The sequence below is a fragment of the Rhizobium sp. WYCCWR10014 genome, assembly GCF_001657485.1.
Taxonomy (GTDB): domain Bacteria; phylum Pseudomonadota; class Alphaproteobacteria; order Rhizobiales; family Rhizobiaceae; genus Rhizobium.
In genome coordinates, this window is the sequence record NZ_LXFU01000041.1 from 61,399 (window position 1) to 75,392 (window position 13,994).

A 13,994-nucleotide genomic window follows, 5' to 3' on the forward strand; every position below is an offset into this window, starting at 1 on the left:
TTAAATGGCGGCAGCTGAGGTGGCGCGAGGCCAGCATCATATGCGGTCCTGGCGGCAGGTCGCTGATCCTGTTGCCGCCCTGCGGACGTTCGGCCTGCCTTTCCGTGATGAAGGCGGTTTGCCGGTCCTCGCTATCCGGCCTGCAATGTTGCCATCTTGGCGCCGAAGCCGATGAAGACTACGCCTGTCGCGGCTTTCAGCCAGCGCTGGAAGCGCTGGTTGCGCGCAGCTCTGGCGAGCCTGGCAAAGATCATGACCATCGAACCGAACCAGATGACGTTGAGGCTGGCATGGACGGTGACCAGAAGGAAAGCCTCGCCGATCGCGGCCCGGCCATTGGCGTCGTGGTGGATGAACTGCGGGAAGACCGCGAGGTAGAACATCGACACCTTCGGATTCAGGGCGTTGGTGAGGAAACCCTCGATGAAGGCACGGGGGAGGTGTCTTACCTTACGGGAAGGGGTCACTGACGTTACGACGGCATAACCGCGCCAGGCGCCGACCAGCGCCTTGATACCGATCCAGCAGAGATAGGCGGCGCCAATCATCTTGACGACGAGGAAGGCCTGCGCCGACTGCGCCAGCAGCAGGGAGATGCCGCAGATCGACAGGGTGCCGTGCACATAGAAGGCGGCGACGAAGCCGGCAATATTGGCGAAACCGGCGCCACGCCCCGAGGTAGGCACCGTCTTGGCGATGAGGACGCCGTTGGGGCCAGGGGAAATGATGAGCAACGCGGTGACGAAAGCAAAAGACAGAATTTCAGCAATCGACATTGCGCGCCTTTCCTGGGCCTGGTTTCGACTGTGGGGGCTTCGAGCAATTATGGCGTCGCCGATACCGGCGTCAATATCCAATCTCCGAGGGTGACGGACCCTCCTGGGAGGACCGGAACAGGCCCGGCCCCCGTCCAAATTGATGAACCGATTGACTTGCACCCGCGAAGGACTAAGCTTTGTGCCATAGCAACCACCACTCACACGCGAGAGATTGCGGAGGGTGCAAGTGGCTGGCGACCTTTAGGAGGATGAGGTTTGCCGTGGATTACCGTGTTGTTCTGCTGATCGCCACATCCGTCATTGCTCTTTGTCCTGGTAAAGCCGGGGCGCAGGAGGGCGATGCGACGGCGGGTGCTGCCGTTTTTAAGAAATGCGCGACCTGTCATGTCGCCGATTCCGATACGAACAAGGTCGGCCCGTCGTTGAACGGGCTGTTCGGCCGGAAGGCCGGAACGCATCCCGATTACGCCTATTCGGCCGGGATGAAGGCGGCCGGCGAGGGCGGTCTCGTCTGGGACGAGACGGTGCTGCGCGACTATCTGCACAATCCGAAGGGGAAGGTGAAGGGTACGAAGATGGCCTTCGTCGGGGTGAAGGACGACCAGGAAATCACCAATCTCATCGCCTATCTCAAGCAATATTCCAAGTGATGGGCAATATTCCCAGCGACGGGCAATACTCCATATGGCGGCTCGCGGCCGGGGCGCATGCCTAAATCGCCGTAATTGCCGATATTTTCTATCTGTGCGATAATAAACACGGACTTTTTGCGGAATGCGGTTTCACGGGTCGACCTGCTCGAGGAGGAGCGGACATGGCTGTCGTGCTGATCCTCGTCCTGATTGTCGTCGGCTCCGTGCTGTTCCATGTGCTGAGCCCGTGGTGGTGGACGCCGATCGCGTCCAACTGGACCTATATCGACACCACTCTCGTCATCACCTTCTGGATCACCGGCATCGTCTTCGTGGCGGTGGTTTCTTTCATGGCCTATTGCGTCTTCCGCTTCCGGCACAAGCCGGGTAACCGGGCACATTACGAGCCCGAGAACCGCAGGCTGGAATTGCTGCTGGGAGGCGGGACGGCGGTCGGCGTTGCGGCGATGCTGGCGCCCGGCCTCATCGTGTGGAACCAGTTCATCACGGTGCCTGCCGATGCAGCATCGGTCGAGGTCGTCAGCCAGCAATGGCTGTGGAGTTTCCGGCTGCCCGGAGCCGACGGAAAGCTCGGCCGCGCCGAGACCGGCGACGTCACCCCCGAAAACCCGCTCGGCCTTGATAAAAACGACGCAAGCGGCCTTGACGACGTCATCATCGAGGGCGGCGAGCTACATCTGCCGATCGGCAAGCCGGTGCACATATTACTGCGCTCCGTCGATGTTCTCCATGATTTCTACGTGCCGGAATTCCGCGCCAAGATGGACATGATACCCGGCATGATCACCTATTTCTGGTTCACGCCGACGCGGACAGGGACCTTCGACATCCTCTGCGCCGAACTCTGTGGCGTCGGCCATGGGCAAATGCGTGGCACCGTCGTCGTCGACGAGGATGCGGATTACCAGACCTGGCTCGGACAGCAGCAGACATTCACCCAGCTTACGGCGTCATCGGGAGAGATGCCGCCGGCAAACTGAACTCCGCAGCGGTCGCAGACCGCTGGGAGACGAAGGGGAGAGAGATCATGGTTGAGATTCCATCCGACAGCGCAGGCGCCATCCCCTCTGCCGAAGTCGAGGATGTCGAGCTCTATCATCCGAAAAGCTGGTGGACAAAATATGTGTTCAGCCAGGATGCCAAGATCATCGCCGTGCAATATTCGCTGACGGCGATCGCAATCGGCCTGGTGGCGCTGGTGCTCTCCTGGCTGATGCGGATTCAGCTCGCCTTTCCCGGCTATTTCGCCTTCATCGATGCCGATCATTATTATCAGTTCATCACCATGCACGGCATGATCATGGTGATCTATCTGCTGACCGCACTGTTCCTCGGCGGCTTCGGCAACTACCTCATTCCGCTGATGGTCGGCGCGCGCGATATGGTGTTTCCATACGCCAACATGCTGAGCTATTGGATTTACCTGCTCGCAGTGCTGATCCTCGCCGCGGGCTTCTTCGCCCCAGGAGGCCCGACGGGGGCCGGTTGGACGCTCTATCCGCCACAGGCCGTTCTCTCCGGCACGCCTGGCGGCAAGGACTGGGGTATCCTGCTGATGCTCTCCTCGCTGATCGTCTTCATCATCGGCTTCACCATGGGTGGGCTGAACTATGTGGTGACCGTGTTGCAGGGGCGGGCGCGCGGCATGACACTGATGCGCATGCCGCTCACGGTCTGGGGCATCTTCACCGCGACCGTGATGGCGCTGCTCGCCTTTCCCGCGCTCTTCGTCGCCTGCGTCATGATGATGTTCGATCGCCTGCTCGGCACCAGCTTCTTCATGCCTGCCATCGTCGAAATGGGCACGCAGCTCCAGCATGGCGGCGGCAGCCCGATCCTGTTCCAGCACCTCTTCTGGTTCTTCGGGCATCCGGAGGTCTATATCGTAGCGCTTCCCGCCTTCGGCATCGTTTCGGACCTGATCAGCACGCATGCGCGCAAGAACATCTTCGGCTACCGCATGATGGTCTGGGCGATCGTCATCATCGCCGCGCTCAGCTTCGTCGTCTGGGCGCACCACATGTATGTGAGCGGCATGAACCCGGCCTTCGGCTTTTTCTTCGCCACCACGACGCTGATCATCGCTGTGCCCACGGCGATCAAGGTCTATAACTGGGTGCTGACGCTGTGGCGCGGCGACATTCACCTGACGCTGCCCATGCTCTTTGCGCTTGCCTTCATCGTCACCTTCGTCAATGGCGGCCTGACGGGCCTCTTCCTCGGCAATGTCGTCGTCGACGTGCCGCTGTCGGATACGATGTTCGTCGTTGCGCATTTCCACATGGTCATGGGGGTCGCACCGATCCTCGTCATCTTCGGGGCGATCTATCACTGGTATCCGAAGGTGACGGGACGCATGCTGGACGAGGTGCTCGGCCAGATCCACTTCTGGATCACCTTCCTCGGCACCTATGCGATCTTCTTTCCGATGCATTATCTCGGCCTGCTCGGCATGCCGCGCCGCTACTTCGAGATGGGAGAGACGGCCTTCGTTCCGCCTTCTGCGCATACGCTGAATATCTTCATCACAGTCATGGCGCTCGTCGTAGGCGCCGGGCAGATGGTCTTCCTGTTCAACCTGGTCTGGAGCCTTTTCCGGGGCAGGGAGGCAGGCGGCAATCCCTGGCGGGCAACGACACTCGAATGGCAGACGCCGCAGACGCCGCCCGCGCATGGCAACTGGGGCAAGGACCTGCCTATCGTCTACCGCTGGGCCTATGACTACAGCGTGCCGGGGGCGGCCGAGGATTTCATCCCGCAGAATGTACCGTCAAGCGACGGCGTCACCCGGGAGGTGCACGCATGAACGTCATCCTGGTCTTCCTTGCTGCGATCGGCGCCATCATCATCTGGTGGCTTTCCGGGCAGCGGCTGACCTCGAAGCCCTGGCTGGAAACCGGATCGGTGCAGCTGCCTGATAATCACGGCACTGAGCGGCCGCCGGTGCCGGCAGTGAAGATCGGCCTCTTCGTGTTTCTCGGCGTCGTCGGCGCGCTCTTCAGCCTTGCCGTCAGCGCCTATTTCATGCGTGCGGCGTCCGCCGACTGGTGGGCGATGCCGGTTCCGCGCCTCCTCTGGGTGAACACCGCGGCACTGGCCTTGAGCAGTGCGGCGCTGCAATGGGCAAAACGAGAAGCGGGGCAGGGCCGCATGGAAAACCTGCGGCCGGCGCTTGCCGCCGCGTTTGTCCTTGCCGTCTCTTTTCTCGTCGGGCAGGTCCAGGCATGGCGGGAGCTGGTGGCGGCCGGCTACGTGCTTGTCGACAATCCCGCCAACAGCTTCTTCTACATGCTGACCGGCCTGCACGGGCTGCATATCCTCGGCGGGCTTGCCGTGCTCGCGCACACGACGGTCAGGGCATTTTCAACCGACGTTGCGCCGGAGCGGCTGCGCCTCAGCGTCGATCTTTCCGCCATTTATTCACATTTCATGCTCGCCGTCTGGCTGTTGCTCTTCGCGCTCTTTGCCGGCTGGGCGAATGATTTCGTCGATCTCTGCCGCACACTACTGAACTAAGGGGTTTGCAGATGGCACAGACTATCGAGACACACGGCGGGGCAGACCTCAGACCGGCAGGCCTGCGCGGTGTCGCGTCCGATTTCAGCTCGGATCAGCGCGCCTTCAAGACCGCCTCCTGGGGCAAGGCGATGATGTGGATCTTTCTACTCAGCGACACCTTCGTCTTCGGCTGTTTCCTGATCGCCTATATGACCGCCCGCATGTCGACGCCCGTTCCATGGCCCAATCCGAGCGAGGTCTTCGCGCTCCATATCGGCGGCCAGGACGTGCCGCTGATCCTGATTGCGATCATGACCTTCGTGCTGATCTCGAGCAGCGGCACGATGGCGATGGCGGTCAATTTCGGCTATCGCCGAGACCGCCGCATGACTGCCATGCTGATGCTGCTCACGGCCGTTCTCGGCGCAGGCTTCGTCGGCATGCAGGCCTTCGAATGGACGAAGCTGATCACCGAAGGCGTGCGCCCCTGGGAGAACCCGTGGGGGGCGGCACAGTTCGGATCGACCTTCTTCATGATAACAGGTTTTCACGGAACCCACGTCACGATCGGCGTCATCTTCCTCATCATCGTCGCCCGCAAGGTCTGGCGTGGCGATTTCGACGTGGAACGGCGTGGCTTCTTCACCAGCCGGAAAGGCCGCTACGAGGCCGTCGAGATCATGGGCCTCTATTGGCACTTCGTCGACCTGGTCTGGGTCTTCATCTTCGCGTTTTTTTATCTGTGGTAGGGCTCTATCTGTGGTGAGGTCGTCATGAACGAGACAACGGCGCATGCGCAAAGCCAAACCGTGCATGCACAAACACACACCGGACAGCAGCACCCGATCCGGCTCTATCTCTTCGTCTGGGGCCTGCTCTTCGTGCTCAGCGCCTTTTCCTACATGGTCGATTATCTCGGAATCCAGGGTTATCTGAGATGGACGCTGATCCTCGTGTTCATGATGCTGAAGGCCGGGCTGATCGTCGCCGTCTTCATGCACATGGCCTGGGAACGGCTGGCGCTCGTCTACGCCATCCTGCTGCCGCCGCTGTTGGTGCTGGTTTTCGTGGCGCTGATGGTATCGGAAGCAGACTATACGATCCTCACCCGGCTCGCCTTCTTTGGTGCTGCCCCGTAGAGCAACAATCGGGCGATCTCCGTTGCCGTGCATCCTCGATCAGCGTCTCGAAGATGGGTAGTTCCCCTTCTTTTCCCAGGATCGCAGCGCACGCCATAGCACGGTGTTGTCTGCATAACCCAGCACACGCGCAATCTCGGACATCGGTGCGACTTGTTGGTCGCCGAGATAATGGGCGGCGAGTGTCTGGCGGTGCTGGCGAAGGAGATCGCGAAGCGACACGCCTTCCTCCGACAGCCGGCGCTGCAGGCTTCGCGGCGACATCTTCAGTTCGGCGGCAAGCGTTGCGACCGTGACCGGTTTGCGGCCGAGATAGATGCCGATCAGGGCCTGGACCTTTTCCTTGAGGATATCGCCGGCCGCCGGCTCGTTGACGAGATCGCCGATATGCCGCTCCAGGATTTCGATCAGGCTTTTGTCTTCCGCACGGTGCACACGGTCAGCCTCCGCCTTGTTCATGACGATCCGGTTGCCGGATTGGCCGAACAGGATGGGTGCGCCACAGATGCGTTCCAGCACACTGGCGTCGCGCGGGGCGTGATGCTCGAGCTGTATTTCGATCGGCCGCCAGCCACGGCGGAAGCACGAACGGACGAGCTGACAGGAGGCGGCGATCGTGAATTCGCTGTCCTGCCGGCGCGGCCACATGCTGGGATCGACGATCCGGTAGCTCCAGACAAAATCGCCATTTTCCTCGAACACGCCGGAACTGGTCGCGCCTTGTACTGCGTTGACATATTTCGACAGCCGCTCGAAAGCGCTGCGAATGGTCGGCGAGAGCGCAAAGAGCATGCCGATGGGACCGATGTCGGCGGGCTTGAAGCCGGTGCCCATGCGAGCTCCCAGTGCCGGTTCGTCGGTTATCGTCGCGGCGTCCTCGAACAGTGCGACATAACGCGCCATAGGCAAGACAGCGTAAGGATCTTCCAATTGCGAGCGCAAAATGCCGTGCGAAGCCAGAAGAAGGTCGGTTTTCCCGGATCTTTTATCGATTTGTTGCACCAGCGGGATCAAGACGGAGGCTCGAATTGAAGCAACTGCGGGCATGCGGCTGATCAAATGCGATGCAACTGCCATTTTCAGCGTCTCCGGTGACCTTCGTGGCGCGAATTATCGATTCATTGGCATAAACTGCAATTTCGGGGCCAGATCGCCGCGCTTACCTTCTTGGCAACAAACAAGCAAAGAGGGGTTCTCCATGACACTGGAAGCAAGCATGCCCGCACCATCATCGCCGGAGCGTCGTCTGGCCAAGGACTCGGTGGGCCTCGCCCATATCGTGTTCTTCGTCGTTGCTGCGGCCGCGCCGCTTACGGCTGTCGTCGGCGCTTCGCCGGCCGCCTTTGCCTTTGGCAATGGTTCAGGCGTCCCCGGCGCTTTCGTGCTTGCCGGCCTGCTCTACCTTCTCTTCTCGGTCGGCTTCACCGCCATGAGCCGGCATGTCGGCGGGGCAGGAGCCTTCTACACCTATATCACCCACGGCATCGGCAAGCCGGCCGGTGTGGGTGGTGCCTTCATGGCGCTGGTCACCTATAGCGCGGTTCAGATCGCCATCTATGGCCTGTTCGGTTTCTTCATGGCCAATGCCATAGCGCCGCTCGGGCTGGTCCTGCCCTGGTGGGCCTTCGCCTTCGCAGCACTCGTCGTCGTGCTGGTCTGCGGTCAGCGCAACATCGCCTTCTCGGGCGCGATCCTCGGCGTCTGCATGATTGCCGAAATCGCCATATTGCTGGTTCTGGATCTTGCTATCGTCTTTTCAGGCGGCGGACCTGAGGGCATCAGCTTCTCTTCCTTTGCGCCATCGTCGGTCTTTGCGCCCGGTCTCGGCGTGGCGCTGGTCTTCGTCATCGGTTCCTTCATCGGCTTCGAAGCGACGGCCATTTTCGGCGAGGAAGCCGAAGATCCGGAAAAGAGCATTCCCCGCGCCACCTATGTTGCCGTGCTGCTCATCACCCTCTTCTATGCCTTCTCCACCTGGGCAATCGTGCAATTCTACGGTCCGGGCAAGGTGCAGGCTGCTGCGGCTGCCAGTCTCGACAGCTTCTATTTCACTGCCGCCAATTCCGTGCTTGGCCCATGGTCGAGCCAGGTGATGAACGTGCTGCTTATCACCAGCCTGTTTGCCTGCATCCTGTCCTTCCACAATACCCTCAACCGCTATTTCTTCGCCCTTGGTCGTGAAGGTCTGGCCGCCAGGGCGCTTGGCAAGGTTCACGCCAGGCATGGCTCACCCTATGCTGCAGGTCTGCTGCAAAGCCTGATCGCTGCCGTCGTCCTTGGCCTGTTCGTGATCTTCGGCGCCGATCCCTACACCGTCGTGTTCTCATGGATGGCAGCGCTTGCGGGTATCGGTATCCTGCTGGTGCAGGTGCTTGTCTCCGTCGCGATCATCATGTTCTTCCGCAAGACGCCGAACAGCTACAGCGCCTGGACCACGATTATCGCTCCGACGCTGGCGCTCCTCGGCCTCATTGGTTCGCTGGTGCTGGTCAGCTCCAATCTTTCACTCCTTTCCGGCAGCGAAAGCCCGATCGTCAAGGCTTTCCCCTATGCCATGGTGCTGGTGGGCATTCTTGGCGCGCTGTTTGCGATCCGGGTCAAGAGATCCAAGCCCGCTCTCTACGCCTCCCTGGGAAAGGTCTTCGAATGAGTTCCGTTGCTGAATTTGCACCCGTCGATCGCCTTCTGGTTCTCGCGGTCGCGGTCCTTGCGGGCGCAACAGTGCTGGTTGCCGTCGAGGCACATGCCTTTTGCTCTCTGTTCTGCATTCATGCAGACCAGATGATGATTGAGACGCAGATCTGCTCCGGTCGATCCTGATCACCGCAGCTTGCGACGCGCCATAGTGCGTCGTCTCTCCCGAAACAAAGAGGTATTTCAATGGACGCCGTTGTCGCAGTCACCCATCCGCTCGATCCCCTGAGCCTCGCCGAGATCGCTTCTGCCGTTGCCCTACTCAAGGATAGGCAGACACTCGCACCCACCTTCCGCTTTCCGATCACCCGGCTGGAGGAGCCGACCAAGGCGGATCTTGCCGCCCATCGCCTGGGCGACAGGCTGCCGCGGCTCGCCTTCATCCTGGCAATCGACATCAGCAATGGCGAAACCTTCGAGGGCATCGTCGACCTGACTGCCGGCACGGTGTGCTCCTATATCCGGCTGCCTCTCGATGAACTGCCCTATGGTCAGCCGCCGATCATGCTGTGCGAATTCGAAACCGTCGAAGGCACCGTCAAATCCGATCCGCGCTGGATTGCTGCCGTCAAGAAGCGCGGCATTGCCGACGAGGATATTCCGCTTATCCAGATCGATCCTTTTTCCTCCGGCTATTTTGGCCGCGAATTCGAGAAGGGAAAGCGCATCGTCCGCGCCGTGTCCTACTGGCGCGAGGATATCCGTGACAACGGTTACGCACATCCGATCGAGGGCGTGGTGGCGGTGGTCGATCTGATCACCAACCGAGTGGTCGATCTCGTCGACGATGAAAAGATCATTCCGGTCCCGAGGAAGAAGCGCAATTATGGCCGCGAAACCTTCCCGGAACCGCGGCCCGATCTCACGCCGCTGCATATCGTTCAGCCGCAAGGGCCGAGCTTTACGGTCGACGGCTGGAAAATCGAATGGCAGAACTGGAGTTTCCGTGTCGGTTTCACCCCGCGCGAAGGCCTCGTTCTGCATGAACTCGGCATCAAGGATCAGGGTAGGCTGCGGCCCGTCGTCTTTCGCGCCAGTGTCACCGAAATGGTCGTGCCCTATGCCGATCCGACCGCGAACCACTATTGGAAGAGCGCCTTCGATGCCGGCGAATATGGCCTCGGACGCCTGGCCAATTGCCTCGAACTCGGCTGCGACTGCCTCGGTCATATTCACTATTTCGACGTGCCGGCAGCGGATGATCTCGGCCAGCCCTTCATCATGAAGAACGCCATCTGCATGCATGAGGAGGATTACGGGATCCTCTGGAAGCATTACGAATTCCGCAACGGTATTTTTGAAGTGCGCCGTTCGCGCCGCCTCGTCATCTCCTTCTTCGCAACCGTCGGCAACTATGATTACGGCTTCTACTGGTATCTCTACCAGGACGGCACGATCCAGCTGGAAGCCAAGCTCACCGGCATCATCCAGACGGCGGCGGTCGCGACCGGCGAAACCTATCCATGGGGCGGCATGGTCGATGACAATCTCGGCGGTCCGACCCACCAGCATTTCTTCAATGCGCGCCTGCACATGGATGTCGATGGCGGCGACAATACCGTGACCGAACATGAGTTCGTGCCGCGTCCGTGGGGTGAAGACAATCCCTATGGCAATGTCTTCGATACCAGGACCCGTGTGCTGAAGCGCGAACTCGACTCCCCGGCACTCGCCAATGGCGAGACCGGCCGTTACTGGAAAGTCTCCAACCCCAACATCCAGAACAGTGTCGGCAAGGCGCCGGGCTACAAGATTGTCGTCATGCCGTCGCCTGTCATGCTTGCCCAGCCGGATTCGACCGTTGCCCAGCGCGGCGGCTTCGCCAAGAAACACATCTGGGTCACGGCCTTCGATGCCAGGGAAAAATATGCGAGCGGCGATTATCCGAACGTGCATGCTGGCGGTGACGGCCTGCCGGGTTATGTCAAGCAGAACCGCGAAATCGAGAATGCCGATGTCGTGCTCTGGCATTCCTTCGGCCATACCCATGTCTGCAAGCCCGAGGATTTTCCGATCATGCCGGTGGAATATGCCGGCTTCACGCTGAAACCGAACGGCTTCTTCGCATCCAACATCGCCATGGACCTGCCGCCGGAAGGAAACAGCCAGAGCGTCGACAATCGCCTGCAGCCTTCGCCTGATAACACCGGAAACGGTTCCTGCTGCCACGTGTAGAGCTTGGCTTCCGTGGCATGTCCGCAGTCTTCCTGATGCGACGATGGCGCTGTAGAGTGGCCGAATGTGCACCCGGCCGCCCCACCCGGAGGATCCGTATGGCTGCGGTCTTGTTGTTCCGCCACGCACAGGGGCCGACGCGTGATGCGCGAGCGTTTGCGGCGTTCTTTGGGGCGGGGCCTCAGGGTCTGGCGGTTGTCCACACGCGGCACGCCTCGGGTGGACCGTTTGATGGAGATCAAGCAATGGAAAGTTTATGGCTATCTCGCGCAATACGTCTCCAAGCGATCGCTTCAACCGGGCTCTACTTTTGCAAGGACGAATTCGATCGTGAACGATACCAAGAGGTAGCGGACATCGCACACGCGATGCTAGCCGATCTTGCCAATGTGCCGATCACGCGCATCTCTGGTCTCGTATCTGATTTTGCTAGAGGCTATGCCACGCCGAAGGTCGACGTTCGCGGGGCGTTGATCGAAGGAGGTAAAGTCCTTCTGGTGCGGGAAAAGAGCGACGGCCGATGGACTTTGCCCGGTGGGTTTGCGGATATTGGACGATCAGCGTCGGAAAATGTCGTCAACGAAATACATGAAGAAGCGGGCCTTCAGGTTTCGGCCACCCACTTGTACAGCGTGCGACATAAGGCGAAGGCCGCATATGACCCGGATGCAAGAGATTTCTATAAACTGTTCTTCCTGTGCGAGCGGTCGGGAGAGATGACGATGAAGGCGGGCATCGAAACATCGGAAGTCGGTTTCTTCGCACCTGCCGATCTCCCCGATCTGTCGCGAGGGCGCGTTCTGGAAAGCGATATTCGTTCCGCTTTTGCATTCCAAAATGGTGCCCAACGGTTTGCCACGTTCGATTAGCCGCGTCACCTCGGGGACATCTCATGCAGACGGCAAGCCTGAAGCTGCGGCCATTGACTTTTCGGTGCGCGACAACCTCGAAATCGTGTTCGATACCTTCGAACAGCCGCGCAAGGTCGAAAACCTGTCAGATAGAGGCAGCGTCGCACTTGTCGTCGTTTAGAGCTCCGCTTTTAGGTGTCACGCGGGCGTGCACTGACGCTCTATCTGCGGAAGAAATCTTGTAACGTCGTCAGGCATGGCATAAGCGGCTTTACGCCGCTCGGAAGGGGTTTCCCCGTCTGATCAGACCTTCGGAAGAGAATATCTTCTGTTGCCGATCGATCGCCCGGCGGCTATGTTGCCGATGTCGGAAAAGGCATGACTTGGTGTGGTTGGCCCAAGTCCTTTCGGAAACGAAAGCTCTGTTCCTTGCCTCGTGCATGAGTTCTCCACGACGAGCAACGGACGCTGTTCAAGCGTCCCATTGTTCGTCCGTGTGGTTCTCAAAACGACGAACTGCTCCGGTCGAACGACCATAAAGGAGTAGCTCATGCCCGAATTTCTCATGATTCATGACGTTGTGATTTCAGGTGCAGGCCCGGTCGGTCTGTTTCTGGCCTGCGAGCTGCGGCTGGCCGGCCTCTCGGTGTTGGTGCTGGAGCAGGCCGAAGACCCGCATTCGCCGTTGAAGCGGCTGCCGTTCGGCATGCGCGGCCTTTCCGCACCGACCATCGAAGCCTTCGACCGTCGCGGGCTGCTGGATGACATCATGGCGCCGCAGCGCGAAAAAGATCAATCGACTTCAGCGCATTGGATGCAGCAGCCGCGTCGCCCGGGTGGCCATTTCGCCGGCATTCAGTTCTTTCACGACACCATCGACACCTCGACGTGGCCCTATCGCCTGCCAGGTCCGGCCGATACCAGCGTGGCGGTAGAGATGGAGCACCTCGAATTCGTCCTGGCCGCTCGCGCAAGCGCGATGGGTGTCGAGGTCAGGCGCGGGCTCGGTGTCGATGGCTTCGACCAGTCGGACGGAGGCGTGACCGTGCGCGCGGGTGGCGAGATCTTTCGGGGACGATGGCTCATCGGTTGTGACGGCGGGCGCAGCACCGTGCGCAGGGCAGGCGGCTTTGAATTCGTTGGCACCGATCCCGAGTTCACCGGCTATTCCGTTCAAGTCGAGATGGCCGATGCGGAGAAGCTCGCTCCGGGCCGCCATTACACGCCGACAGGCATGTATACCTACCAAAAGCCCGGCACCATCGCGATGGTCGATTTCGATGGGGGCGCGTTTCACCGTACGCAGCCGATTACACCGGAGCATGTGCAATCGGTGTTGCGGCAAATTTCCGGCGCCGATGTCACGGTGACGGGCCTTGAGCTTGCCACCACCTGGACGGATCGCGCCTATCAGGCGGCGGCTTACCGCAAGGGCAGGGTGCTGCTTGCGGGTGACGCTGCGCACATCCATTCCCCCTTGGGCGGCCAGGGCCTGAACCTCGGGCTCGGCGACGCGATGAATCTTGGATGGAAGCTTGCAGCGACGATTCGTGGCGATGCGCCGGAGGACCTGCTCGACAGCTATTTCTGCGAACGGCATCCGGTTGGAGTGAAGATTCTCGACTGGTCGCGCGCCCAGGTCGCACTGATGCGGCCGAGCCGGAGTTCGCGCGCGCTCGAAGCCATCATCCGCGATCTGATCGACACGCGTGACGGCGCGACATACTTTGCCGAGCGCGTCTGGGGTGTTTCTCTCCGCTACGATCTTGGCGGCAGTCACCCGCTAGTCAGCCGCAGCGCTCCCGATTTCGAGCTGGCCGACGGGACGAGGCTCGGCGATCACCTCAGGCAGGGCAAAGGCCTGCTTTTGGACTTTGACGCCTGTGCACCGCTGCAAGCGCTGGCAAGCCGCTGGAATGGGATCACCTATGTCGCCAGTGACGCCAGGGATCGGCTGGGGCTGAGCGCGCTGCTCGTGCGCCCCGACGGCTTCGTGGCCTGGGCTGGTGAGGCTATGCCTGACAATGAGGGAGCCGCGCAGGCCGCGTCGCGGTGGTTCGGCAAAGCCTGAAACTATGAATGGTGCAATCGATGTACGGATCTCCGTAAGGTTCTTCAGTCTTATCAGTCCGGTAGAGGATCACGGAGGTTTCCCGCCTATCGGTTTTCGGCGGGTTTGCAGACGTTGCTTCGGCAAGGTGTCCG

General features: G+C 60.4%; 13 protein-coding genes. 11 read left to right on the forward strand and 2 right to left on the reverse strand.

Annotated features, from left to right (window positions below; genetic code table 11):
• Window positions 1-131: 131 nt before the first annotated feature.
• A complete protein-coding gene (locus A6U98_RS22150; RefSeq protein WP_064652772.1) occupies window positions 132-776 on the reverse strand; it encodes a LysE family translocator in 645 nt (214 codons plus the stop codon).
• A 263-nt stretch (window positions 777-1,039) separates the two neighbouring features.
• Here A6U98_RS22150 and A6U98_RS22155 point away from each other — a divergent pair, with 263 nt between their 5' ends.
• The 6 genes from A6U98_RS22155 (at window position 1,040) to A6U98_RS22180 (ending at window position 6,069) form a co-directional block, all read left to right on the forward strand.
• Complete coding sequence (locus A6U98_RS22155) at window positions 1,040-1,429, forward strand: cytochrome c family protein (RefSeq protein WP_064653061.1); 390 nt, start codon at window positions 1,040-1,042, stop codon at window positions 1,427-1,429.
• A 164-nt stretch (window positions 1,430-1,593) separates the two neighbouring features.
• Window positions 1,594-2,412 carry a cytochrome c oxidase subunit II gene (locus A6U98_RS22160; protein WP_064652774.1) on the forward strand — a complete coding sequence of 273 codons (819 nt, stop codon included), beginning with the start codon at window positions 1,594-1,596 and terminating at the stop codon, window positions 2,410-2,412.
• A gap of 47 nt (window positions 2,413-2,459) precedes the next feature.
• Window positions 2,460-4,238, forward strand: a complete 1,779-nt coding sequence (gene ctaD, locus A6U98_RS22165) for a cytochrome c oxidase subunit I (RefSeq protein ID WP_064652775.1) — start codon at window positions 2,460-2,462, stop codon at window positions 4,236-4,238.
• Window positions 4,235-4,948 (forward strand): cytochrome c oxidase subunit 3, encoded by a 714-nt coding sequence (locus A6U98_RS22170; protein WP_064652777.1) that lies wholly within the window; start codon window positions 4,235-4,237, stop codon window positions 4,946-4,948. Before ctaD ends, A6U98_RS22170 begins: the two co-directional genes overlap by 4 nt.
• An 11-nt stretch (window positions 4,949-4,959) precedes the next feature.
• Window positions 4,960-5,679 carry a heme-copper oxidase subunit III family protein gene (locus A6U98_RS22175; RefSeq protein WP_064652779.1) on the forward strand — a complete coding sequence of 240 codons (720 nt, stop codon included), beginning with the start codon at window positions 4,960-4,962 and terminating at the stop codon, window positions 5,677-5,679.
• A 24-nt stretch (window positions 5,680-5,703) separates the two neighbouring features.
• Complete coding sequence (locus A6U98_RS22180; protein ID WP_064652780.1) at window positions 5,704-6,069, forward strand: cytochrome C oxidase subunit IV family protein; 366 nt, start codon at window positions 5,704-5,706, stop codon at window positions 6,067-6,069.
• A 39-nt stretch (window positions 6,070-6,108) separates the two neighbouring features.
• Here A6U98_RS22180 and A6U98_RS22185 read toward each other — a convergent pair whose 3' ends face one another.
• Window positions 6,109-7,146, reverse strand: coding sequence for an AraC family transcriptional regulator (locus tag A6U98_RS22185; protein WP_064652783.1), 1,038 nt, complete (start codon window positions 7,144-7,146; stop codon window positions 6,109-6,111).
• A gap of 121 nt (window positions 7,147-7,267) precedes the next feature.
• Between A6U98_RS22185 and A6U98_RS22190 the strand changes: the two genes are divergently transcribed.
• From A6U98_RS22190 to A6U98_RS22210, 5 genes are all read left to right on the forward strand, one after another.
• The gene (locus A6U98_RS22190) at window positions 7,268-8,719 is read left to right on the forward strand and encodes an APC family permease (RefSeq protein WP_064652784.1); all 1,452 of its coding nucleotides are present in this window, start codon (window positions 7,268-7,270) and stop codon (window positions 8,717-8,719) included.
• Between the two features lie 230 nt (window positions 8,720-8,949).
• On the forward strand, window positions 8,950-10,938 hold the full coding sequence (locus tag A6U98_RS22195) for a primary-amine oxidase (RefSeq protein ID WP_064652786.1): 1,989 nt from the start codon (window positions 8,950-8,952) through the stop codon (window positions 10,936-10,938).
• Window positions 10,939-11,036: 98 nt separating this feature from the next.
• Window positions 11,037-11,807: an NUDIX hydrolase gene (locus A6U98_RS22200; RefSeq protein WP_245304552.1), complete on the forward strand. Its 771-nt coding sequence runs from the start codon at window positions 11,037-11,039 to the stop codon at window positions 11,805-11,807.
• Window positions 11,791-11,970, forward strand: a complete 180-nt coding sequence (locus A6U98_RS22205) for a hypothetical protein (RefSeq protein ID WP_245304553.1) — start codon at window positions 11,791-11,793, stop codon at window positions 11,968-11,970. Before A6U98_RS22200 ends, A6U98_RS22205 begins: the two co-directional genes overlap by 17 nt.
• 369 nt (window positions 11,971-12,339) lie before the next feature.
• The gene (locus A6U98_RS22210; RefSeq protein WP_064652789.1) at window positions 12,340-13,860 is read left to right on the forward strand and encodes an FAD-dependent monooxygenase; all 1,521 of its coding nucleotides are present in this window, start codon (window positions 12,340-12,342) and stop codon (window positions 13,858-13,860) included.
• Window positions 13,861-13,994: the final 134 nt, after the last annotated feature.

Coding starts and splice junctions, on each gene's coding strand:
- A6U98_RS22150 (WP_064652772.1), bottom strand. CDS start 776: ATGTCGATTGCTGAAATTCTGTCTTTTGCTTTCGTCACCGCGTTGCTC.
- A6U98_RS22190 (WP_064652784.1), top strand. CDS start 7,268: ATGACACTGGAAGCAAGCATGCCCGCACCATCATCGCCGGAGCGTCGT.
- A6U98_RS22195 (WP_064652786.1), top strand. CDS start 8,950: ATGGACGCCGTTGTCGCAGTCACCCATCCGCTCGATCCCCTGAGCCTC.
- A6U98_RS22160 (WP_064652774.1), top strand. CDS start 1,594: ATGGCTGTCGTGCTGATCCTCGTCCTGATTGTCGTCGGCTCCGTGCTG.
- A6U98_RS22200 (WP_245304552.1), top strand. CDS start 11,037: ATGGCTGCGGTCTTGTTGTTCCGCCACGCACAGGGGCCGACGCGTGAT.
- A6U98_RS22180 (WP_064652780.1), top strand. CDS start 5,704: ATGAACGAGACAACGGCGCATGCGCAAAGCCAAACCGTGCATGCACAA.
- A6U98_RS22175 (WP_064652779.1), top strand. CDS start 4,960: ATGGCACAGACTATCGAGACACACGGCGGGGCAGACCTCAGACCGGCA.
- ctaD (WP_064652775.1), top strand. CDS start 2,460: ATGGTTGAGATTCCATCCGACAGCGCAGGCGCCATCCCCTCTGCCGAA.
- A6U98_RS22170 (WP_064652777.1), top strand. CDS start 4,235: ATGAACGTCATCCTGGTCTTCCTTGCTGCGATCGGCGCCATCATCATC.
- A6U98_RS22210 (WP_064652789.1), top strand. CDS start 12,340: ATGCCCGAATTTCTCATGATTCATGACGTTGTGATTTCAGGTGCAGGC.
- A6U98_RS22185 (WP_064652783.1), bottom strand. CDS start 7,146: ATGGCAGTTGCATCGCATTTGATCAGCCGCATGCCCGCAGTTGCTTCA.